Source organism: Flavobacterium sp. GNP008 (assembly GCF_056428965.1).
The window spans coordinates 522,839-543,960 of record NZ_JBWJVL010000003.1; the positions used below are offsets into that span (position 1 = coordinate 522,839).

Sequence of the window (21,122 nt, forward strand, 5' to 3'; positions counted from 1 at the left end):
ATGTTAATAAATTATGAAGATAATTATGGTTTTGTTAACATAAATGCTAATAGTTAAGGTAAAGTAGTTGTAATCTTACTTTAAGAAAGTAGCCCAAAGAAAGAGATCTATTTAAGCTGGATAGTAGTAAAAAAATGTAATTTAAATTATAGAAAAAAAGCGAGGGTAGCGCTAAAAGGAACACAAAAAAAGCGGCAATGTAAGCCGCTTTAATTTATTATTTCTTCCAAATTAGTTTACAATTAGTTTTTTAGTAACCGATGTAGAATCATTTGTTATTTTAATTAAATAAATTCCTTTTTGTAGATTGTTTATCGATCCAGATGAACCGTTACTATATTCTTTATCAAAAATTTTCTGTCCCGAAATTGAAAAGACTTGAACAGAATGTTTTTTATCTGAATTATCGAAATTTATTTTGACATTTCCATTCGAGGGATTTGGAAAGATATCGAAACTTTGTTCTTCCAGTTCTTTCACTGCAAGTGAAGTAGCGCAAGTCCAAGATAGGTCGTCAAACCGAACTCTATTGGTAGCAGAACTATTATCTGTAAAACTTACTATTACATTTCCTGTTATATTAAGACCTGAGATACTTGTAGTTGTAGCAGTTGAGCTGTAAGGGATCGTACCTACTTCAGTACCGTTGACACGTACTTTAAAATTTCCACTAGATCCAGAAAAAATAAGTTGGGTCGTTATTGTTAAATCTTTGATTCCATTTGCAACATCAGAAGAGGTAAGAGTCCCATTTCTAATTGTTATTGCTCTTGCATTTAACACTTGATCTGTACGAGAATCAGTAGCAGTCCAGGTTATTCCAGCATTAGTCCAGGTTTGTGTGCCATAAGAACTTGCATTTACAGGAATTGTTTGAAAATCTTCCGAGGCACAAGAAGTTGTGCCGGCTGCGGGAGCTTGTGTGGTTCCTTGTACAGTGGTACTAGCAACCGAAGAATTTCTTTCGGCATCTCTAGCTATACTATAAAACGAATAAGTTGTAGCTGCAGCTAATCCAGTCACTGTAGCCGTTAATCCAGTCACAGTAGTTTTTAAGCCTCCGTTTACATACAGATCATATCCAGTTACACCAACATTATCTGTAGCAGCTGTCCAAGTCAAAGTAGCGGAGTTTGATGTTGTAGCAGTAACGGTTAAGTTAGTAGCTGCAGTAGGAGCTACCGTATCTGCAACCTCAGTTTGCCAGACAGCGGTAGCATATTCAGGATGATCTATATAAGGGTTTCTGTTGTTTTGACGCGCATAAATAGCATTGTTACGGGCAATTTCTCTAACGCTTACCGGATCTTGATTGTGCCAAGCCAATAACTGATTTAAAAATGCAGTAGTAAAAACTTTATTAGTTGAATTGTTAAACATAGGGTACGAATATCCGGCAACAGTATTCTCATAACGGGTTGCAAAATAGAAATACATTCGGGCAATATCTCCTTTAAATTCATCTATTGGTTCAAAAACCGGACCTGTATACCCTGAAGTTGTACTCGCTCCAAGTTTACTTCCATTTCTAGTAATTTCAGTTGCACTCGCTACCACGGAATGTGGGTAATTAGACCTAATCCCGTTTACTTTTCCGTCAGTAGGCGTAATAAAATGTGCATCAGAAACCATTGGGGATTGTTCATTAAATACGGATTGTGGGATAATATGTTCTCGATTGTAACAGTCGCCTTCATTGGTATAGTTTCCGCATCGTTGCGTAGTTGCAATAGTGTACGTATATGGATCAGCACCAGCAGGGTTTTCAGAGTACATATCTAAAACAGTTCCGTCCTTTTCAAAGAAATTATCAATATCAGAAGTTTCATAAGTGATGTATAAACCGGCATAATCCTTTACAGCATGGTCTTTAATAATGGTGTATAATTGTGTTTTTAATGTGTAACCTGTACCGGTGGCATTCGCATAATATCCAGTTGGAGCTTGAGCATAACCTAAGATACAAAGAAATAAAGAGAGTAGCGAGTAGATTTGTTTCATAGTCTAATAAACGATTAGTTTAAATAAATTTGATTTGTTAAAGTAAAGTCTAAACAAAAATAATATTTATAGCGCTACTAGATGTTACTAAATGTTTAATTAAATCAAGAGTTCTTCACTGTTTTAAAGGTATGGAGGGCTATTGGCAAAGATCTATTTTGGAAAGGTGTTGTTTTGATAGGCGCCTAAATCTGGAGGGAGCGTTCTGGCATTTCCTGTAATATCTAATAAAATCAAATATGCTGGATTTCCGTTAGCGAAAGCGGCAGAAGTTTGGTCAATATTAAATTTGTTCTGTGAAACATTCAGGAATTTTGGATCCTTGTTTAAAAGTGTAGCATTGTAATGTGCTGGGTCTGTATTGAATTGATACTTTGGATTCGTTGTAAATGAATTGGATATGTTGTCAAATTTAATCAGACAATTGTTGAATTGATATTCGAAAGTAGCATCCGTCTTTTTATTTATAATCATTTCGTTAGCATACGAACCATAAATGATGCAGTTATTGAATGTTGCGGCTGTAAGGTCTTTTACTTCAGGACTTGCTCCAGGAATATTATTACTGACTAAAACAGCTACTTGTTGTGAACTGTTCCAGTTGTTATTGAAAGTACAATGGGTGAATTTATAATTTCCGCCATATGTGCAGGCCAGACTCGCTTGTCCCGCATTATTGATGACTAGATTTTCTCCATCTATTCTTGCGGTCTGCGCTAAAATTCCGTAGTTACTGCTATTGTAAATTTGGGTGTTTTTGACGGAAACGGTTGTGCCATCATTATTTTGAATCAATAATCCAATAGTTGCATTCTTGATAGTAAGGTGGTTAATACTATTATTAGTACTGCCATCGATAAGCCAAATGCTTCCCCATTGTCCAGGCACATCCGAAAAATCTGGTTCAAGTCGGTCACCTTCAAAAATGACTTCGTTCTCTAGTTTATTAGTAATAGATCGTGTCCCATTCACTTGGATCGACGCTTTGCTGGCAACAATAAGTCCAGAATTAGCATGAAAATGGACTCGGGCTCCCGCTTCGAAAGTTACCGTTTTATTAGCAGGAACAGCTGCATAGCCATAAATTACATACGGTTTTGCATTGGTAAACAACAATTCATTGCCATTTGTAGAGTCAGTATCATCAAGATAAAAACCATCAATTTTTTCTTTACCAATAGGGAGAGTTTCGGTGGTTCCATCCGCAAAACGTTTTGGATATAAAAAAACGGCATCTTGTATAAGGGTTACCAGTTCCACATTTTGAAGATTGGAGCCACTATCAAATTGAATTTGGTCCGTGTATAAAAAATCGGTTGGGTTGGCATCGGCAATATTAGCGGTAGTTTCTATGAAAATATACAAACTGTCTTTTGCCAAAAGAACTATATTATTGAATGTTTTTCCTTCTGTTCCCTGCATTCCATCTACCGTCATTCGGTATTTTGAATTCAATCCTTTCCCTAATTTAATACTTGGAATAGTGATGTCATTTTTACTTTTGTTGTATACTTTGAGTCTATAGGTACTGGAACCTATATTGGTAAAAACAGTATCTAAGTAGATGGTGTCTTTTGAAAATTTCAAATCACCTGAACTGGCTACAGTTTCAAAATCAGAACGGCAAGAACTAATAGCGAATACTATTCCAATATAAAGCAATACTATTTTGAGACGCATTCAATTAGATTTTTTGTAAAAATAGGAAAAATCTATTTTGAAATCAGAATAACAATTGTAATTACTGTTATGGAACTCATCTTTTATTTATTTTTACATTTTAAAAATAAATAATTATGACATTCGACAAAGAAAAAATACTTCAATATTGCAATGAAATTTCTAAAAATACTCTCATGCAAACCTTGAATATTGAATATACTGATGCAGGAGAAGATTTTTTAGTAGCAACAATGCCTGTAAATCCATTGGTACATCAACCTATGGGTCTGTTACATGGAGGTGCATCTGTGGCTTTAGCCGAAAGCGTGGGAAGTGCTGCTTCAATGTTATATGTAAACGCTGAATTGAGTGAAGTTCGTGGAATTGAGATTTCAGCCAATCACTTGAAAGCAAAAAGGGAGGGAGTTGTAACAGCTACAGCTAGAATTGTTCACAAAGGGAGAAGTATCCATCTTTGGGAAATCCGAATTACTGATGAAAACGATTCATTAATTTCACTTTGTAAGTTGACAAATATGATTTTGCCAAAAAGGAAAAATGTGAATTGAGTAGTTTTTTATTGAAATTTATTTTTAAATGTAATATATGATTGATTTTTTTATAAAAGTAAAACAACACAAAGCTCAAAATTTACCTTTTGTATTGTACAGAAAACCAAATAATATTAAAGTAGTCGGATTTTTTCAAAATAACGATCATTTGTATTTTGCTGAAAATTTTGAAGAAACTGGTTTTGTTTTTGCCCCATTTGAAGGAAGCCAAATGATATTGATTCCTAAAAATCAATCTGTAAAATGGGAAACTCTAATCACTTCTTCTAGGGAAAAAGATGATACTGAAATCATATATTCAGAAAATGATCAAGCTAAATCACATTTTGAAATGCTTGTTCAAAAAGGAGTTGATGCTATTGCAAAAGGGACTTTAAAAAAAGTAGTCCTATCCAGAAAAGAAATTGTCGACTTGTCCGTTTTCGATCTTGTTTCAATTTTCGAAAAATTAATTGAAAAGTATCCAACTGCTTTTTGCTATTGTTGGTTTCATCCAAAAATAGGATTATGGATGGGCGCTACACCAGAGCGATTATTAAAGTCCAATAATAATACCTTTTATACGATGGCATTGGCGGGCACGCAAAAAATTAAAAACACAACGGAAGTTGTCTGGAAGAAAAAAGAAATAGAAGAGCAGCAATTTGTTACCGATTTTATATTGAACAATCTAAAGAACCTGACTTCCGAAGTAGCCGTTTCTAGCCCTTACACTCTCCAAGCAGGAACTTTAGCACATATTAAAACAGATATTGAAGGGATAATTAATGAGAATTCAAGTTTAAATACACTAGTTTCCGTTTTGCATCCAACCCCTGCCGTGTGCGGATTGCCAAAAGAAGCCGCTAAAGAGTTTATTATTGAAAATGAAGGCTATGATAGAGAATATTACACGGGTTTTTTAGGGGAATTGAACAAGGAAGGATTTCATAAAGAAGAATTAAAATCTGATTTGTACGTCAATTTACGATGCATGCAAATCAAAGATCAACAGGCGTATTTATATGTGGGCTGTGGTATTACAAAAGACAGTATTCCAGATAAGGAATGGAAAGAAAGTGTCTATAAATCAATGACAATGAAAAAAATATTAGATCTGCAATAGTTGTAGAGATATAATTTTTGTTTCATACAAAAAAACAGATGGTTATAGATTGCAGATGATCTATAACTTTAAAAAACAGAACTTTAAACGAATTGAAATGAAATTAGATATACTTGCTTTTGGTGCGCATCCTGATGATGTGGAATTGGGTTGTGCAGGAACTATTTTAAAGGAAATCTCTTTAGGAAAAACAGTTGGGATTATCGATTTGACCCGTGGGGAATTAGGAACTCGTGGTTCAGCAGAAATTAGAGATCAAGAAGCGAATGCTGCTGCAAAAATTCTGGGGGTTACCGTGCGAGAAAATTTAGAAATGCGAGATGGTTTTTTTATGAATGATGAAAAGCACCAATTGGAAATCATAAAAATGATTCGCAAGTATAAACCAGAAATCGTTTTGTGTAATGCCATTGATGACCGTCATATTGATCATTCAAAGGGAAGTAAACTGGTATCAGATGCTTGTTTTTTATCTGGTTTAATGAAAATCGAAACCTCATTAGCCGGAGAGAAACAAACGGCATGGCGACCAAAATTAGTGTATCATTACATACAGTGGAAAAATATAGCGCCGGATTTTGTGGTTGATATTACCGGTTATACGGATAAAAAAACGGAATCTATTATGGCTTATGGTTCTCAGTTTTATGATGCAACTTCTAACGAACCTGAGTCGCCAATAACCAGTAAAAATTTCTTAGAAAGTCTAAATTATCGATCGAGAGATCTAGGAAGACTGACAGGAGTAGAATACGCTGAAGGTTTTACGGTAGAAAGATATTTGGCAGTCAATAGCTTAGGAGATTTGATATGAATTTGATGTAAATTTTTAAAAAAAATATTTGCAGAAGTAAACTTATGTCGTATATTTGCAACCGCTAAGCAAATGGTGGTTGTAGCTCAGTTGGTTAGAGCATCGGTTTGTGGTACCGAGGGTCGCGGGTTCGAGCCCCGTCTCCCACCCAGAAAGCAAAAGCTTCGAAGAAATTCGAGGCTTTTTTTGTGGGATAAAGTTTCAAGATATCGTTGGCAATACTTTATCGGCTTGATAGTTGTAAAAGAGAAACCGGTATTAACGTGCTATTATCAAAGCAGTTGTTTATGATTTAAGGATTAAACAATTCAAGACAACAACTTTTAGGATATAAATTCCTGCTTAAGGTATAATATTTGTTTTATGGAAATCGTATTTTCTTTTGTGTATCTTTGAGCACATTTTATAGTGAAATCAAACCGAAATAATCTTTCAAAATTTTAAATATTTTTTACATAATTTAATGGAAAACGAGAAAATAAATTCTAAAATTCTTAAACGCAATTACCTTCCAACAGCCGAGTTTTATAGCCAAATAATAGATAGTTTACAAGATTATTCGATTTTTACACTTGATAAAGAATTTATAATTAATAGCTGGAGTTCTGGTTCGTCAAAAATATTTGGATACGAGACGGATGAAATTATAGGACAGCATTTTGATGTTATTTTTACGGAAGATGACATACAAAATGGTATTCCGCAAACAGAAATTCAAGCTGCCTTAATAGAGGGAAGAGCAACTGATAACAGATGGCACGTTTGTAAGGATCAAAGTTTGTTTTACGCCTATGGTTTGGTTTTTCCGCTTATTGGAATTGAGGGCGAGATGTTAGGATATGTTAAAATTTTGCGAGATTTGACCGAGAGAAAGAAATCAGAGGATGCTATAAAAAAATATGTAAAAGAACTGGAAGATCTTAATACGCACAAAGAGAATGTTCTTGCAATTGTTTCCCATGATTTAAGAAGTCCATTATCTGGAATTATTGGAACGGCAGAATATCTGAAAACAAATCTAAACAGTTTAGATTCTGATATTGTAAAAGAAATGCTTCATTTGCTTCACAAAACTGCTGTTGATGAGTTAAACATGCTAGACAATTTAGTAGAATGGGCTAGAATAAAGTATGCTTCAGAAGTATTTTCTCCGACAAAAATTGAACTTTTTAATTCTGTGCAAATGGCTTTTGAATCATTGCATGAAACGGCTTCTTTGAATTCCATAAATCTTCATAACAAGATTGAATCTAATACAATCGTTTTTGCAGATGGAAAAATGTTACTTTCTATTCTTCAAAACATAATTTCTAATGCCATTAAGCATTCTTTACTTGGAGGGAAAATTGAGGTTTCGGCTGAGATTACAGCAGAAAAAGTAATAATTCAGATAAAGGATTCAGGGATAGGAATGTCTAAAGAGGTACAAAGCAAACTTTTTACCCCACAAATGAGTACACTTTCTAAGGCTAGGAAAGACAACAAGGGAGCCGGAATAGGTTTGTTATTAGTAAAAGGATTTCTAGAAAAAAATGACGGTGAAATATGGGTCGAAAGTGTCGAAGGAATAGGATCTACTTTTTATTTTACATTGCCTCTTGAGAAGCCCATGTATAAAATTGATAGTGCTGATAAAATAGAATTTGACAAAAGATTTTAATAAAATTCATAAAAAAAGAGCTTTGAAATTACTTCAAAGCTCTTTTTTTATGGTGCAAAAGGGATTGGATTGTAAACCTTTATTGTGATTTTTTATCACAATAAAGATTGAAACGGATATCCCAACTGTTTGAAATGTAGTGAAAACTTTGAAGTGCCCAAGTGCTTCATCTATTTTTTATCTACAACAGGTCTTTCTGGACGATTTGCCAGTTCCCAAGCGGTTACAAATGCAAATTGAGCTCTTTTTGTTAGGGCATCGTATTCAATTTTGTCTGGACTGTCGGTTGGTTTATGATAATCAGCATGAACTCCATTGAAAAAGAATACAGACGGAATCCCATGTTTAGCAAAATTATAATGATCTGAGCGTTCATAGAAATGGTTTGGGTCTTTTGGATCATTGTATTTGTAATCTAAATCCAATTTGGTGTATTTAGCGTTTGCTAGGGTACAAATGGTATCTAAATCACTGGATAACCGGTTTGCTCCAATAACATATACATAATTACTGCTGGCTTTATGGGCTTCATCACGGCGGCCTATCATATCAATATTGATGTCAGTAATTGTATTAGCAAGCGGGAATAAGGGGTTTTCAGAGTAGTATCTGGATCCATGCAAACCATGTTCTTCTCCGGTTACATGCAGAAATAAAACCGAGCGTTTTGGACCGTGTCCTGCTTTTTTAGCAATTTGGAATGCTTGTGCAATTTCTAACATAGCAACAGTTCCGGAACCATCATCATCTGCACCATTGTAAATTTCTCCATTTTTAATCCCTACATGATCATAATGCGCAGAAATCACAAGTACTTCATTTGGTTTTTCAGAACCTTCAATGAAAGCCCAAATATTTTCGGAATCGGGTAAGTTTTCGTTTCGTTTGGCATTTAAGAAAGCTGCTGGAATTTTTTGGTAATAGTCAGTTGCGCCATTGGGAAATGGTATTTCATTTTTTTTATATTGATTGATGAGGTAAACACCAGCTTTTTTTTGTCCTGCAGATCCAGTTTCCCGGCCTTCCATTTCATCTGAAGCCACTATGTAAAGATGTGTTTTTAATTCTTCAGCGGTAATGGTGTTCATATACTTTGTAGGGTCTGTATTTGAAACACTAAATTTTTGAGTGGTACAGCTTATGGTTGTAACAACCAGTAAACCTAATAGAGGAATTTTTTTCATTTTTTAATGTAAATTAATAAAAGTGTAAATAGCAAAAATTGATAAAATAATTATGATTAAGACAAAGTTGATAAAAAACAGTAGGCTACTTTTTATAAAAGATATAATGCGAGTCTCCCCATAAAATCGATGGTGTGCCGGAAAGAAATAATAAATCATCCATCCTATACCGATAAAATTAATCACTGCCAACAGGAAAGAACCGATGTTTAAGTTTTCAATTAAGGAAAGTCCTTTGTTAATTAGGAACAACAGTAAAAAAAGCAGTAATAAAAAAGAGAAATAATGCAATGTAAAAATTCCGTGATCAAAATAATACCACCGTTTTTTATTATGGAACAGCCAAAGAAAAAGGGCAAAGAGTGGCATTAGTATAAAAAGAACCTTGGGTAAATTATGTATAAAGGAACTAACGAATTTTTCAATAAGTTCGCTTTGTGTGTTTTTTTCTTTAACAATTTGAATTTTTTTGTTCATCCAATAATTAAAATCGGATAATTTTTCAGATTCTGGAGCATTTTTTTGAATAGAATCTAACTGTTCTACAGATTCGTAGCCAAAATTAAACAATTGATTTCCGTCTTCTGGATTTGATTGGTTATTTTTAATTGACTTGTTTTGAAACGACTTATTTTTGGTGGTAATGGCAGCTGTTTTTTTCGTATTTTTTTCTGAAGAATTGATTTCAGTAGGGAAGATGGCAATTAATAGAAACGTGATAAAGCTGATAAAAATATAAAGTCGAACTGGCGCCAAATATGACAATCGTTTTCCGGAAAGGTATTCTTTCGTTAATGCAGCAGGTTTAAATAAGAGATTTTTTATGGTCCTCCAAAAAGCATTTTCATAATGTGTCAAATCCTCAAAAAAATGGATAAAAAGGTGATGAAACGTTTTTCTGGTATCAGTGTTTTCCTGACCACAATTTGGACAGAATCGATTTTCAACCACATACCTACAATTAAGACAGGTTTTGTCGTTCCTGATTTTACTTTTTGACATAAAAAAACAGTATAAATTCTAAATTTTGTTGCATTTCAATTTATAAAACTAACAAAAATCTAGAACTTATACTGTTTTTAAAAAATTATATTCAATAAATTATTTCAATACTTCTTTTAAGAAAGAATTCATGCGTTCCCAAGAACGTTTTGCGGCTTTTTCATTGTAAGCGGCTCCTTTAGAGTTATCATTCCCAGCTTCAGGATCTGTGAAAGCATGTACTGAATTTGCATAATAAATCATTTCCCAATCGGCTTTAGTATCTCTCATTTCTTGTTGAAAAGCAGTTACTTCTGCAGGAGGAACATAGTTATCATCTGCACCGTGAAGCACTAAAACTTTTGTCCTGATAGGATTATTCATTCTAGTAGCATCACGCCCTAAGCCTCCATGAAAAGAAACTACTCCTTGAATTTTCATACCTGCCCTAGCTGCTTCAAGTACTCCTGTACCTCCAAAACAATAACCAATTACAACAATATTATCCGGATTTGCGCCAGCTTTAACTAACTGATCTAAAGCTAATTTTATGCGTCTTTGATAATCACTTACATTATTTTTATAAAAGCCAGACTGTTTTCCGGCCTCTTGTACACTTGTAGGATAATTTCCCTCCCCATAAATATCAGCTACAAATGCATAATATCCCATATTGGAAAGTTTTTTTGCGGAATCTTTAGCATGATTATCAATACCTTTCCAAGCCGGAAGTATAAGAATTCCGGGTTTGTTTTTACCTCCATTTTTTGGAGTACTCAACAATCCGTTTAATTTTTGATTATTATCAGTGTATTTCACTGGCTTCAATTGTGCAAATGAACTATAGGATAGTAATAGAAATCCTAAAAGGGAAAAGCAAATGTTTTTCATATCAGTTTATTTAGTTTATACAAATATCTAAAATAATTTATCACGAAACGTGTCCCATAATTTGTTTCTCTTATAATGACATATTTTAATCTTATGATCAAAAAAGAGTATTATTCTCCTGGATGATACGTTCGTTCTGCATTTTTTTGAACGTCTTCTTTGTAAAATAATACATCTTTGAATTCCCCTTTTTGATACCTTTCAGCCTGATCGTAAAAATGTTTTGATTTTGGATTACCGCTATTTCCTCCTGCTAATAATGACTTTGCTTTTATCCTAGGGCCAAATTCTACAGCGCATACAAAACTGTTTCCGTTAAAGCCGTAGCGTTTTTTAGTGTCTTTTTGATAATTGCTCTTAAAAGCCGGTAAACTACCCCAAAGCGCCGGTCCATATCCGATAGGCAAACTTTGTAAGGCATCGTTATAAATCATAGCAATATCTCCAGAAGTTCTCTGAAAACGATTAATTTCTCCCCAAGGAATTTGCCAAGTACCAAATTTAATTTTCAATTCACTTACCACCATTTGTAGCTGAGGAATCAATTGATCTGGAAAAGCATTTTTTGCAAAATTGAGCGTGTTTTCAACTTGGTCCATTTCACCTTCATCAATGTATACTTTTTGAATAATTGGATCTAATTTATAGGCCCATTCTATCGCTAAAGTTGTAGCAACAGAATTTTCTCTAGCATAATAATCCCAATTTTTTAAAAGGGTTATTGGTGCTATTAGCTCTTGATATAGAGGATCCTCGATACTGATATTTTTTTCGAAACTGGAAAGTAAGGATGGAATTAAAACTTCAAAAGCCGTGAGTTTTGTGTCATAACCGTCCGCAATAATTTTATCCAGGGTGTAAGTATTGCCCTTGTTCAATAATCGAACAGCATTTAATCCTCTGAAACTTTCCCCATCTGGTGCCATGTAAGTAGGATAGTTTGCCTTTTTTGGACTATTTTCTCCAGCAACAGTATAAGGTGTAGAATTACAATTTTGTAGCCAGCCGTTGGTAGGGTTATAGGAATGAACCGTTTCTGAAATCTCGTGTAATCCTTTCCATTGCGTGGCTGATGTTGTGCCGTCCATCACTTTAGACCAATTTAGTTTTTTGTCTCGAATAGGAACAAAATTTCCATGCCAGTACGCTATGTTTCCTTCTTTGTCTGCATAAACTGTATTATTTGAGGTGTTGGCTTTTAAATCCATTGCTTTTTTATACTCTTCAAACCCCTTTGATTTTGTTCTCACCCAACTTTGTTCCAGACTTTTCATCGAGCGATTATTCGATTTTAGGCTAATCCATTTCCCATCCCTTTTGGCCATTATTGGTCCGTGATTGGTATAATAGGCATTGAATGTTTTAGGAACAAGTCTCCCATTTTCTAGATACTGTATGGTTATTTTTTTTTCTATAACCGGTATTAATTTGCTATCGTATTCATAAAATAGTCGGTTGTTTTTAGTCACAATTTTCTCAGCATAAATATCAGCTACGTCCACGCTCGAAGAGGTGTGCATCCAGCCACAATTCTCGTTGAATCCCTGATAAATAAAAAATTGTCCCCAGGTTACGGCTCCGTATGCATTTAATCCTTCGTCGCTGTTCATTTGAATTTCAGGACGAAAATAAAAAGTGGTGTGGGGGTTGATATACAAAATCGCATTTCCTGAAGCTGTTTTTGAAGGAGCGATTGCAAAGCCATTGGAACCGGTTTGAACGTCTTTTTCTCTTTCTATATAGGAGACTTTATCAGTGTTCCCGGAATAGAAAGCTTTTAATTCTCCGGTCGAAAGTCCCGCAGTGCTTATAGCACCAATACTACCATCTGTCCAGAGTAACGGAAACCATGGTTCAAAATGAGTCAATAAAGCGGGTTTTATTTCAGGATGATTGTAGAGGTAAAAGTTGATTCCGTCCGCATAACTGTTGAGTAGTTTTTTCAACCAGGGAGCTGCATTTTTATAGTCTGCTTTAGCTTCATCGGTATCAATTAAAAGTTTAATTTCTAAATCGTTATATAAAACGGACTGCCCTTTTATTTCTGAAAGACGTCCCAGTTTTTCAATATAATTCATTTCAATACGTTTGAAATCGTCTTCACATTGCGCGTACAGCATTCCAAAAACGGCATCGGCATCCGTTTTGCCATAAACATGAGCAATTCCCCAATTGTCCCTGATAATCGTTACTTGTTGCGAGAGTTTTTTTAATCTTGCTGTTTCTTGATTTGATATTTTTTGTGCAAACATCGAGAAACTATAACAAAAAACTAAAATTGCAAGCGGTAGATGATTTTTGAAATATTTCATTTTTATTCAATAGTTAAATTAGAGACTTACATTTCGTTTAAAGGCGCACCCCAATTCAATTATAGAATCCGTTTTGGCAATACCCGGAATAGTGTCTATTTTTTCATAAAGGACTTTTCGCATGTGTTCATGATTTTTGGCGATGATTTTAATGTAAAGAGTGAACGATCCGGTAATGTAGTAGCACTCTGTTATTTCTGGAATATTTTTTAATTCTTCAATAATCCTGTCGGAATCTTGGTCTTTATTCAACGTAATACCGGTAAATGAACCCCAATCATATCCAATTTTTTTTTCATTAATCACCGGTTTTATTCCAGTAAGTATTCCTTGTTCGGTTAATCTGTTGATGCGTTGGTGCACCATTGTATTTGATATTTTAAGATGGCTTGCTATTGCTGAATAGGCCATTCTTCCATCTTTTTCTAGCTCTTTTATGATCTTGATATCGAATTCGTCTAATAAGTCCATGTTATTTTAATTATAAATGTGGTTTTGTATTGGTATAAAAGTACTTATTTTTATTTATTTGAAAAACAGCAGTAAATCAAATCGATAATTTAAAATGACTTATTTACAATGTAAATTAAAGAAATATTTTTAAATAATATCTTTAAAAAGTCAAAACGTTTATTTTTTTTGTTAAACTAAAAAAAAATACTAATTTTGTTTTTTAATTATTTTTAAAGTAAAATACCATGACACATTCACAACAAAACCTTTCTTCGAAATCGGAATCGCTTATCGAAAAAGAGAATCAGTACGGAGCCCACAATTACCATCCTTTACCTGTAGTTCTAGAACGAGGGGAAGGCGTTTATGTTTGGGATGTAGATGGAAAAAAATACTATGATTTTTTATCAGCCTATTCGGCGGTAAATCAAGGGCATTGTCACCCAAAGATCGTTGGTGCTATGGTAAAACAAGCGCAAACATTGACATTGACTTCACGTGCATTTCATAACGATCAATTGGGTCCGTATGAAGAATATGTAACCAAGTATTTTGATTTTGATAAAGTATTGCCTATGAATACTGGTGCTGAAGCAGTTGAAACAGCCTTGAAATTATGTAGAAAATGGGCTTATGAAGTCAAAGGAATTGCTGAAAATGAAGCGCAAATCATTGTTTGTGAAAATAATTTTCACGGAAGAACAACAACAATTATTTCATTTTCTAATGATGAAAGCGCTCGTAAAAGTTTTGGGCCTTTCACAGCCGGATTTATTAAAATTCCGTACGATGATGTTGAAGCTTTAGAAAAGGTATTAAAATCAAACAAAAATATTGCAGGATTTTTAGTAGAACCAATTCAAGGAGAAGCAGGTGTTTATGTTCCTGCGAATGGGTATTTAGCTAAAACTAAAGCGCTTTGTGAAGCTCATAATGTTTTATTTATTGCGGATGAAGTGCAAACTGGGATTGCCCGAACAGGAAGATTATTGGCCACTTGTGGAGCGTGTGACTGTAAAAAAGGGTGTGAAAACAAACCAGAAGTTAAACCAGATATTCTTATTTTAGGGAAGGCTATTTCAGGAGGCGTTTATCCAGTTTCGGCTGTTTTGGCAAATGATCACATAATGAATGTCATTAAACCAGGACAACACGGTTCAACTTTTGGAGGAAATCCTATTGCTGCAGCTGTAGCTATTGCTGCTCTAGAAGTTGTAAAAGATGAAAATTTAGCACAAAATGCCGCTCATCTAGGGGAAGTATTAAGAACGGGTCTTAACGAGATTGCTTCAAGAAACCCATTAATTACATTGGTTAGAGGCAAAGGTTTATTGAATGCTATTGTTATCAATTGTGATGAAGAATCGGATTTAGCTTGGAATATTTGTATGAAATTCAGTGAGTACGGATTATTAGCGAAGCCAACACATGGCAATAAAATTCGTTTAGCTCCGCCACTAGTAATAACGGAATCTCAAATTCAGGAATGTCTGGCTATTATTGAAAGAGCTTTAAATGATTTTAGATAATTTAAGTACAATGGGAAAAGCATTAAAATTAATAAAGAACAGATCCGATATAGGGGCTGGTACTCGAGGATCTGATTTGGGAATCGACGCTATCGAAATTGCTGCAATCAATAAAAACAGTGATTATTTTAATCAATTTGAATTTGAAGATGTAAAAACGCACAATGAATCCATTTATGATAAAAACCGAAGTTCATCTGCTAAAAGGATTGAGCATGTTGTAGAACAATGTACTCGGGTTTGTAATGCGGTAAGGAAAAATATAGAAGGAAATTATTTTCCAATTGTTTTATCTGGAGATCATTCTTCTGCATTAGGAACGTTAAGCGGTATAAAAGCAGCTTTTCCAGAACAAAATATAGGCGTATTTTGGATTGATGCTCATGCTGATTTACATTCTCCTTATACATCACCATCTGGAAACATTCATGGAATGCCTTTGTCAGCGGCGCTTGCCGAAGATAATTTAAATTGTCAAAATAATGAAGTGGCTGCGGAAACGCAACAACATTGGGAAGCAATGAAAAACATAGGTTTTAAAGGCCCTAAAGTTTTGGCTGAAAATTTAGTTTATTTTGGTGTTCGTGATACAGAAGAAGAAGAAGACAGGCAAATTGAAAAGTTGCACATCAAAAATTATAAAGTAGCCGAAGTTAGGTATAGAGGCTTAGAAAAGTGTGTCTCTGAAGCATTGACTAAATTAGCACATTGTGAGGTCTTATATATTTCGTTTGATGTAGATTCTATGGATTGTGATATGATTTCCTACGGCACAGGAACTCCTGTACCCAAAGGTTTTGATCAATATGAAGTGATTGCGATTATCAATCAAATTATTCAAACCAAAAAAGTGGTTTGTATTGAGTTTGTTGAGATTAATCCGTTATTAGACACTAAAGGAAATAAGATGGCGGAAACCGCATTTGAAGTTTTAGAAGCAATTACTTCGGAACTTATTGTCCCGGTGGAATAGTTTTTAAATAAGTGACCAAACAAATAGTCCCAAAATCTTTTTCTTGATTTTGGGACTATTTGTTAAATAGTAAATTTGGTCTTCGTCATTCTATTGTGGAGGGATAATACTTTTTTCTCAACCAAAAAGCTACATTTACCAATGCAATCAATGCGGGTACTTCTACCAATGGTCCGATTACGCCAGCAAAAGCTTGTCCGCTGTTGATACCGAAAACCCCTATTGCAACTGCAATGGCTAACTCAAAGTTATTACCAGTTGCAGTAAAGGCTATTGCGGTAGATTTTGAATAATCAGCACCAAAATACTTTCCTAAGAAAAAACTAATTATAAACATTAGGGTAAAATAAATGACTAAAGGAATGGCGATGCGAATTACATCCATAGGAATTTGTACAATTAATTCTCCTTTTAGGCTAAACATTAATACGATGGTAAATAATAATGCCACTAAAGTAATGGGCGAAATAAATGGAATGTATTTATTTTGAAACCAGTTTTCCCCTTTAAATTTAATAAGACTGTAACGACTAATGATTCCCAATGCAAAAGGAATTCCTAAATAAATCCCCACGCTTTCTGCAATTTGACCAATACTGATTGTTACCTCAAAACCAGTGTAGCCAAAATAAGGAGGTAAAATCGTTATGAATACATACGCGTAAACGCTATAAAGCAATACTTGAAAAATACTGTTCAAAGCAATTAATCCCGCTGCGTATTCTCTATTACCATCGGCTAAATCATTCCAAACAACTACCATAGCGATACAACGTGCTAGTCCGATTAGGATAACTCCAATCATATATTCTGGATAGCCGTTTAGGAAAAGTAAGGCTAAAGAAAACATCAAGATAGGTCCTACCACCCAGTTTAACAACAAGGAAGCACCTAATACCTTTGTGTTTTGGAAGACTTCCCCCATTTTACTGTAATTCACTTTGGCTAATGGCGGATACATCATTAAGATTAATCCTATGGCAAGCGGAATATTAGTGGTTCCACTGGAAAAAGAGTTGATGAAATTACCACTAGCAGGAATTAAATTCCCAATTCCAATGCCTATTGCCATGGCTAGAAATATCCATAGTGTTAAAAATCGATCTAAGAAACTTAATTTTTTTCTCTCGACTACTGGAGCGCAATTAGTTGCTGACATATTTATTTTTTAATTTTGGAAAACACATAAAATAATTCGGTTGCAATCTGTAAACTACGTTCTTCATATTTTTCTGCTTGTTGTAGTGTACCATCAAATGCTTTTGGATCTTCAAAAGTGATAGGAATGCGTTTTTCGGCACCAGAAATAAAGGGGCAACCTCCATCTGCCTGCGAACAAGTCATAATCGCTGCAAATTCCCTTTGAGGATTAAAGTCGTCATCAAATGTTTTAGAGAAACCAATGATAGGAAGTTCATTATCCCCATATTTTATACTATAAATAGGATTTGTCCCTTCGGAAATTGTTTTTATTTTGAAACCTGTTTGTGCTAAAGTTTGAACTACTACTGGAAATAAAGCGGTTGTTTCAGTCCCACCGGAATAGCAAAACACATTTTTTATCCCATAATATGCCGCCGCTGTTTGTGCCCAGACTTGTGCCAAATGGCTTCTTCTGGAATTGTGTGTACAAATCAAGTTCAGCCTTACTTCTTTATGACTAGTGGTCTTGGCTTGAATATAATCAATAAGCGGTTGTAAAGTTAGTATGCGTTCATCAGAAATACTTTTAAAATCAAAACGGGTAATTACTTTGTTGATTGCTGGGTATATGATAGTTGGAGTAGTACTCATTTTAAGTGTGGTATTAAAAATTAGCAACATCCTCCGCCTGGAGAGCAGCTATTGTTGTTTTGGTTAGAGATCGCTTCTAATTTTATCTTTTGTTTATCTGAAGGAATGCCACAATCGTCTTGGGCCAAGCAAGCGGTTTGTTTGTTTAAAAGTTTAAAATTTACACCATCGAAACCAATACTATATTTACCTATTGTTTCTTCTTGAAATTCGACTTCAACATCATAATCTTCGATACCCAATATTTTTTCTGAAAGGGTGATTATATCCAAAAGTTTTTGAGGTTTTAACCTGTGATCAAAATCATTGGCATCCCATAATTGAAAATTGGCAAGAATCTCTTTTCTAACTTTTCCACCGCAATCAATAAAGTGTTTTGTGATCAATCCTACTTCAGTTACATGAAAATGTTCTGGAACAAATGTCCCGTTAGGTAAAACAAAAGTAACATTTTCGAGTAGGCTCAATTGTTTTTTTATTTCGGATAGCTTCATTTTTTATAATTTTAAAAATTAACAACATTGATTTTTTTTATTTTCTAAATAGGCACTAATGTGCTGAAAAAAGCCTTTTATTTTTTCAAAACCATCTTCATTGAGGCAATAACAAATAGCATTTCCTTCAAAGTTGCCTTTTATTAGTCCTGCATTTTTGAGCTCTTTCAAGTGTTGAGAAACAGTAGGTTGGGCTAGAGGCAGTTCATTGACAATATCGCCACACACACAACTATTAACTTTAATGAGATGTTGAATAATGGCGATACGTGCTGGATGACCAATGGCTTTAGCCAAAGTTGCCAATTCGTTTTGCTCTTCTGTAAAATGTTGTGACTTAGTAATTCCCATCGCTATATATTTATATTGCAATATTACGATTATAATTATTTAAAACAAACATGTTGAGAGGTTTTTTTTTAAAATAGGACTTATGGAGATTTATTGGAATTCTTTACAGTTAATCTTCTTAGAAAACTATTAATATTCGATAACAAAAACTGTAATGGGTCCTTTATTATTTAACAATTTAAGTAGATCATAATAGTATCTAGCGTTGTTCTACAGGAATACAGTTTCTTGGTACAACATGGTTTCTTGATAGGGTTTGTATTTTTTTTAAATCAAACATATGATTCAATTTTTATTTAACGGGTTTAAAATAAGTTGTTTACTTAAAATAATTAAGTGTATTAGTATTTGCTTCATTTATAAATGATTAACTTAGTGTAATGTAAATCAATTAAATAAATTCAGAATGAATAATAAAAACGATAAGTTGAATTTTGATAAAAGAAAATCAGGAAAGAAAGATAAAAACACGATACCAGATTCTCTTTTGTATCCTCCTAGCGAAGATATTTACAATCAGTTTCATAAAGAAACGGAAATTGATCCAGAGGATATTTCTAAAAATAAGGTGCCAGTTGAAGTGAATAATGGTGCCAAATTGAATCAAAAAGATTTTAAGGATGATGTGTCTGGAGCTGATTTAGACATTCCGGGTTCAGAGTTGGATGATGATAAAGAAATTTCTGGGAATGAAGATGAGGAGAACAATCATTATAGTATTGGGGGAGATGATCACACTAATCTAGAGGAGAATACCGATGGGAAGAGTTGAAGGGTTAAGATAAAGTCTGCGTTTTTTATTAATTGAAATGTGAATCATATTGAAATGTCTTTACAGGAATACGGTCAAAACCGTAATTTTAATGCTACTGCTGAACCAAAAGGTGTAATAAAAAAGGGAAGATCCGAATTGATTTTTGTTGTGCAAAAACATGCTGCATCCCATTTACACTACGATTTTCGTTTGGAAAGTGATGGAGTATTAAAAAGTTGGGTCATACCCAAAGGACCCTCTATGAATCCAAAGGATAAAAGACTTGCGATTATGGTAGAAGATCATCCTTACAATTACAAAGATTTTGAAGGCGTAATACCAGAAAGAAACTATGGCGCTGGAAATGTTATTGTGTGGGATAATGGAACATATTCTTTAGTAGAGGGAGAGGGTGTTGATAATAGAGAGAATAAAATAAAAAAGGATTTAAAAAACGGCCATCTTAGTTTTGTTTTAAAAGGAAACAAGCTAAAAGGAGAATTTACTTTACTGAAATTAAAAACAAAACAGGCCAATACCTGGCTTTTGATAAAATCAAAAGATAGGCATGCTAGTGGTAGGGACATTTTGCTTCAAGATAAATCTGTCATTTCTAATATGACAATAGATAGTCAAAAAAATAAATTAAAGGAGTAATTTCCTTTTTAGTATTTCTCCTTATATATAAAGCGGCAATTACCAGATGGGTGGTTGCCGTTTTTTTTATAATTGTTTGTATTATGTCTGGCCAGAACACGATTTTGTTTAGCTGTGGCTTTGCGCTGCTATCCCGGCGGGAGTTTGAATGTTCTAGCTTTCTTATATGTATAGAAGGAATTCAAAAAGGTATGCCTACTATATATAGTATAGAATAAGAAAGTGATGTTAATGAGTTATAACCAAAAAGCATTTACGATATTCCACTTTAATGCCTTTCTATTGGTATTAGAGTAAGATTATAGGGATTGTATTGATATAGAATGGCAATAGACAGCGAATAATGTTTGAATTTCTACAGCTATATTAAATAGATAAGGATGTTTAAATAAGTTGGATTAGTTGATTTGGTTAAGAAATAGGTTTTATTTGATGTTTATTAAAAAAAGATTTGGTTTCAAAAAACTTGATATCAGCTAGTTAAAGATTAGGTTAAGAAAAGGTCAAAAAAAAGCGATTAAAAAGCTTGTAAAAGCGAATAAAGGGTGTAGTTTTGCACCCGCAATGACGCATACGTTCTTTTAAACACTGGCAAGAAAAACGAATCAAGGAGAAAATTTATTTTCAAAAAAAGATTGTAAAAAGCTTGTGAGATTAGAAAACGGAAGTTACATTTGCACCCCGCAAAACGCGCAATGTTCCTTGACAGATTGGTAGTAAAACGAGAAGAAAGAGAGATAGAAATATTTCTAAAAAAACTTCAAAATTTTCTTGCCAGTTGAAAAAAGAAGTTGTACTTTTGCACCCGCTTCCAGAGAGACACAATATGAATCAAACGAAGAGAGAAACAAAGAAGAACACGTTCCTAGACATATTGAATTGACAGCCGTTTTAAGAGAGATCTTAAGACAAAAGAATAAAGAGTAATAGAATCG

Annotated in this window: 20 protein-coding genes and 1 tRNA gene; 10 read left to right on the forward strand and 11 right to left on the reverse strand. The window is 34.0% G+C overall.

The annotated features are described in order from the left end of the window. Positions 1–231: 231 nt before the first annotated feature. Positions 232–2,001, reverse strand: a complete 1,770-nt coding sequence (locus AC0608_RS11780; protein WP_478289182.1) for an endonuclease — start codon at positions 1,999–2,001, stop codon at positions 232–234. A 153-nt stretch (positions 2,002–2,154) separates the two neighbouring features. Beyond that, complete coding sequence (locus AC0608_RS11785) at positions 2,155–3,681, reverse strand: hypothetical protein (RefSeq protein WP_478289183.1); 1,527 nt, start codon at positions 3,679–3,681, stop codon at positions 2,155–2,157. Positions 3,682–3,797: 116 nt separating this feature from the next. Between AC0608_RS11785 and AC0608_RS11790 the strand changes: the two genes are divergently transcribed. From AC0608_RS11790 to AC0608_RS11810, 5 genes are all read left to right on the forward strand, one after another. Continuing rightward, the gene (locus tag AC0608_RS11790) at positions 3,798–4,232 is read left to right on the forward strand and encodes a PaaI family thioesterase (protein WP_478289184.1); all 435 of its coding nucleotides are present in this window, start codon (positions 3,798–3,800) and stop codon (positions 4,230–4,232) included. A 37-nt stretch (positions 4,233–4,269) separates the two neighbouring features. Next, positions 4,270–5,340 (forward strand): isochorismate synthase, encoded by a 1,071-nt coding sequence (locus AC0608_RS11795; protein WP_478289185.1) that lies wholly within the window; start codon positions 4,270–4,272, stop codon positions 5,338–5,340. Positions 5,341–5,437: 97 nt separating this feature from the next. Beyond that, on the forward strand, positions 5,438–6,154 hold the full coding sequence (gene bshB1 / locus AC0608_RS11800; RefSeq protein ID WP_417961273.1) for a bacillithiol biosynthesis deacetylase BshB1: 717 nt from the start codon (positions 5,438–5,440) through the stop codon (positions 6,152–6,154). Between the two features lie 74 nt (positions 6,155–6,228). Continuing rightward, positions 6,229–6,304: transfer RNA gene (locus AC0608_RS11805), tRNA-His, on the forward strand. 313 nt (positions 6,305–6,617) lie between these two features. Continuing rightward, a complete protein-coding gene (locus AC0608_RS11810; RefSeq protein ID WP_478289186.1) occupies positions 6,618–7,814 on the forward strand; it encodes a PAS domain-containing sensor histidine kinase in 1,197 nt (398 codons plus the stop codon). 170 nt (positions 7,815–7,984) lie between these two features. Here the strand turns inward: AC0608_RS11810 and AC0608_RS11815 are convergent, their stop codons facing one another. From AC0608_RS11815 to AC0608_RS11835, 5 genes are all read right to left on the reverse strand, one after another. Then, entirely contained in the window at positions 7,985–8,998 is a 1,014-nt protein-coding gene (locus AC0608_RS11815; RefSeq protein ID WP_478289187.1) for a M28 family metallopeptidase, read from the reverse strand. A 3-nt stretch (positions 8,999–9,001) separates the two neighbouring features. Continuing rightward, entirely contained in the window at positions 9,002–10,000 is a 999-nt protein-coding gene (locus AC0608_RS11820; RefSeq protein ID WP_417961267.1) for a DUF3667 domain-containing protein, read from the reverse strand. A 99-nt stretch (positions 10,001–10,099) separates the two neighbouring features. Beyond that, the gene (locus tag AC0608_RS11825) at positions 10,100–10,870 is read right to left on the reverse strand and encodes a dienelactone hydrolase family protein (RefSeq protein WP_417961265.1); all 771 of its coding nucleotides are present in this window, start codon (positions 10,868–10,870) and stop codon (positions 10,100–10,102) included. Positions 10,871–10,980: 110 nt separating this feature from the next. Next, a complete protein-coding gene (locus AC0608_RS11830) occupies positions 10,981–13,182 on the reverse strand; it encodes a penicillin acylase family protein (protein WP_478289188.1) in 2,202 nt (733 codons plus the stop codon). An 18-nt stretch (positions 13,183–13,200) separates the two neighbouring features. Further along, the gene (locus AC0608_RS11835; RefSeq protein WP_417961261.1) at positions 13,201–13,653 is read right to left on the reverse strand and encodes an Lrp/AsnC family transcriptional regulator; all 453 of its coding nucleotides are present in this window, start codon (positions 13,651–13,653) and stop codon (positions 13,201–13,203) included. 227 nt (positions 13,654–13,880) lie between these two features. Here AC0608_RS11835 and rocD point away from each other — a divergent pair, with 227 nt between their 5' ends. Then, complete coding sequence (rocD, locus tag AC0608_RS11840; protein ID WP_417990359.1) at positions 13,881–15,164, forward strand: ornithine--oxo-acid transaminase; 1,284 nt, start codon at positions 13,881–13,883, stop codon at positions 15,162–15,164. Continuing rightward, positions 15,151–16,137: an arginase gene (locus AC0608_RS11845; protein ID WP_417961257.1), complete on the forward strand. Its 987-nt coding sequence runs from the start codon at positions 15,151–15,153 to the stop codon at positions 16,135–16,137. The genes rocD and AC0608_RS11845 overlap by 14 nt, the downstream gene beginning before the upstream one ends. A gap of 85 nt (positions 16,138–16,222) precedes the next feature. On the opposite strand, the gene arsB is transcribed toward AC0608_RS11845, so the two are convergent. From arsB to AC0608_RS11865, 4 genes are read right to left on the reverse strand one after another with little or no spacing between them, the layout of a single operon-like run. Beyond that, on the reverse strand, positions 16,223–17,296 hold the full coding sequence (arsB, locus tag AC0608_RS11850; RefSeq protein ID WP_478289189.1) for an ACR3 family arsenite efflux transporter: 1,074 nt from the start codon (positions 17,294–17,296) through the stop codon (positions 16,223–16,225). Positions 17,297–17,298: 2 nt separating this feature from the next. After that, positions 17,299–17,931, reverse strand: a complete 633-nt coding sequence (locus AC0608_RS11855; protein ID WP_478289190.1) for a low molecular weight phosphatase family protein — start codon at positions 17,929–17,931, stop codon at positions 17,299–17,301. 20 nt (positions 17,932–17,951) lie between these two features. Continuing rightward, the gene (locus AC0608_RS11860; protein ID WP_417961251.1) at positions 17,952–18,425 is read right to left on the reverse strand and encodes a DUF6428 family protein; all 474 of its coding nucleotides are present in this window, start codon (positions 18,423–18,425) and stop codon (positions 17,952–17,954) included. An 18-nt stretch (positions 18,426–18,443) separates the two neighbouring features. Then, on the reverse strand, positions 18,444–18,776 hold the full coding sequence (locus tag AC0608_RS11865) for an ArsR/SmtB family transcription factor (protein ID WP_417961249.1): 333 nt from the start codon (positions 18,774–18,776) through the stop codon (positions 18,444–18,446). A gap of 406 nt (positions 18,777–19,182) precedes the next feature. Here AC0608_RS11865 and AC0608_RS11870 point away from each other — a divergent pair, with 406 nt between their 5' ends. The 3 genes from AC0608_RS11870 to AC0608_RS11880 all read left to right on the forward strand — a co-directional run bounded on the left by AC0608_RS11870 (position 19,183) and on the right by AC0608_RS11880 (position 21,114). After that, a complete protein-coding gene (locus tag AC0608_RS11870) occupies positions 19,183–19,548 on the forward strand; it encodes a hypothetical protein (RefSeq protein ID WP_417961247.1) in 366 nt (121 codons plus the stop codon). Positions 19,549–19,602: 54 nt separating this feature from the next. Next, entirely contained in the window at positions 19,603–20,187 is a 585-nt protein-coding gene (locus AC0608_RS11875; RefSeq protein ID WP_478289191.1) for a DNA polymerase ligase N-terminal domain-containing protein, read from the forward strand. A 771-nt stretch (positions 20,188–20,958) separates the two neighbouring features. Further along, positions 20,959–21,114, forward strand: coding sequence for a hypothetical protein (locus tag AC0608_RS11880; protein ID WP_478287969.1), 156 nt, complete (start codon positions 20,959–20,961; stop codon positions 21,112–21,114). Positions 21,115–21,122 lie beyond the last annotated feature (8 nt).

Excerpts from the sequence above, each read along its gene's own strand:
- AC0608_RS11780 (WP_478289182.1), bottom strand. The coding sequence starts at position 2,001 with ATGAAACAAATCTACTCGCTACTCTCTTTATTTCTTTGTATCTTAGGT.
- AC0608_RS11785 (WP_478289183.1), bottom strand. The coding sequence starts at position 3,681 with ATGCGTCTCAAAATAGTATTGCTTTATATTGGAATAGTATTCGCTATT.
- AC0608_RS11790 (WP_478289184.1), top strand. The coding sequence starts at position 3,798 with ATGACATTCGACAAAGAAAAAATACTTCAATATTGCAATGAAATTTCT.
- AC0608_RS11795 (WP_478289185.1), top strand. The coding sequence starts at position 4,270 with ATGATTGATTTTTTTATAAAAGTAAAACAACACAAAGCTCAAAATTTA.
- bshB1 (WP_417961273.1), top strand. The coding sequence starts at position 5,438 with ATGAAATTAGATATACTTGCTTTTGGTGCGCATCCTGATGATGTGGAA.
- AC0608_RS11810 (WP_478289186.1), top strand. The coding sequence starts at position 6,618 with ATGGAAAACGAGAAAATAAATTCTAAAATTCTTAAACGCAATTACCTT.
- AC0608_RS11815 (WP_478289187.1), bottom strand. The coding sequence starts at position 8,998 with ATGAAAAAAATTCCTCTATTAGGTTTACTGGTTGTTACAACCATAAGC.
- AC0608_RS11820 (WP_417961267.1), bottom strand. The coding sequence starts at position 10,000 with ATGTCAAAAAGTAAAATCAGGAACGACAAAACCTGTCTTAATTGTAGG.
- AC0608_RS11825 (WP_417961265.1), bottom strand. The coding sequence starts at position 10,870 with ATGAAAAACATTTGCTTTTCCCTTTTAGGATTTCTATTACTATCCTAT.
- AC0608_RS11830 (WP_478289188.1), bottom strand. The coding sequence starts at position 13,182 with ATGAAATATTTCAAAAATCATCTACCGCTTGCAATTTTAGTTTTTTGT.
- AC0608_RS11835 (WP_417961261.1), bottom strand. The coding sequence starts at position 13,653 with ATGGACTTATTAGACGAATTCGATATCAAGATCATAAAAGAGCTAGAA.
- rocD (WP_417990359.1), top strand. The coding sequence starts at position 13,881 with ATGACACATTCACAACAAAACCTTTCTTCGAAATCGGAATCGCTTATC.
- AC0608_RS11845 (WP_417961257.1), top strand. The coding sequence starts at position 15,151 with ATGATTTTAGATAATTTAAGTACAATGGGAAAAGCATTAAAATTAATA.
- arsB (WP_478289189.1), bottom strand. The coding sequence starts at position 17,296 with ATGTCAGCAACTAATTGCGCTCCAGTAGTCGAGAGAAAAAAATTAAGT.
- AC0608_RS11855 (WP_478289190.1), bottom strand. The coding sequence starts at position 17,931 with ATGAGTACTACTCCAACTATCATATACCCAGCAATCAACAAAGTAATT.
- AC0608_RS11860 (WP_417961251.1), bottom strand. The coding sequence starts at position 18,425 with ATGAAGCTATCCGAAATAAAAAAACAATTGAGCCTACTCGAAAATGTT.
- AC0608_RS11865 (WP_417961249.1), bottom strand. The coding sequence starts at position 18,776 with ATGGGAATTACTAAGTCACAACATTTTACAGAAGAGCAAAACGAATTG.
- AC0608_RS11870 (WP_417961247.1), top strand. The coding sequence starts at position 19,183 with ATGAATAATAAAAACGATAAGTTGAATTTTGATAAAAGAAAATCAGGA.
- AC0608_RS11875 (WP_478289191.1), top strand. The coding sequence starts at position 19,603 with ATGTCTTTACAGGAATACGGTCAAAACCGTAATTTTAATGCTACTGCT.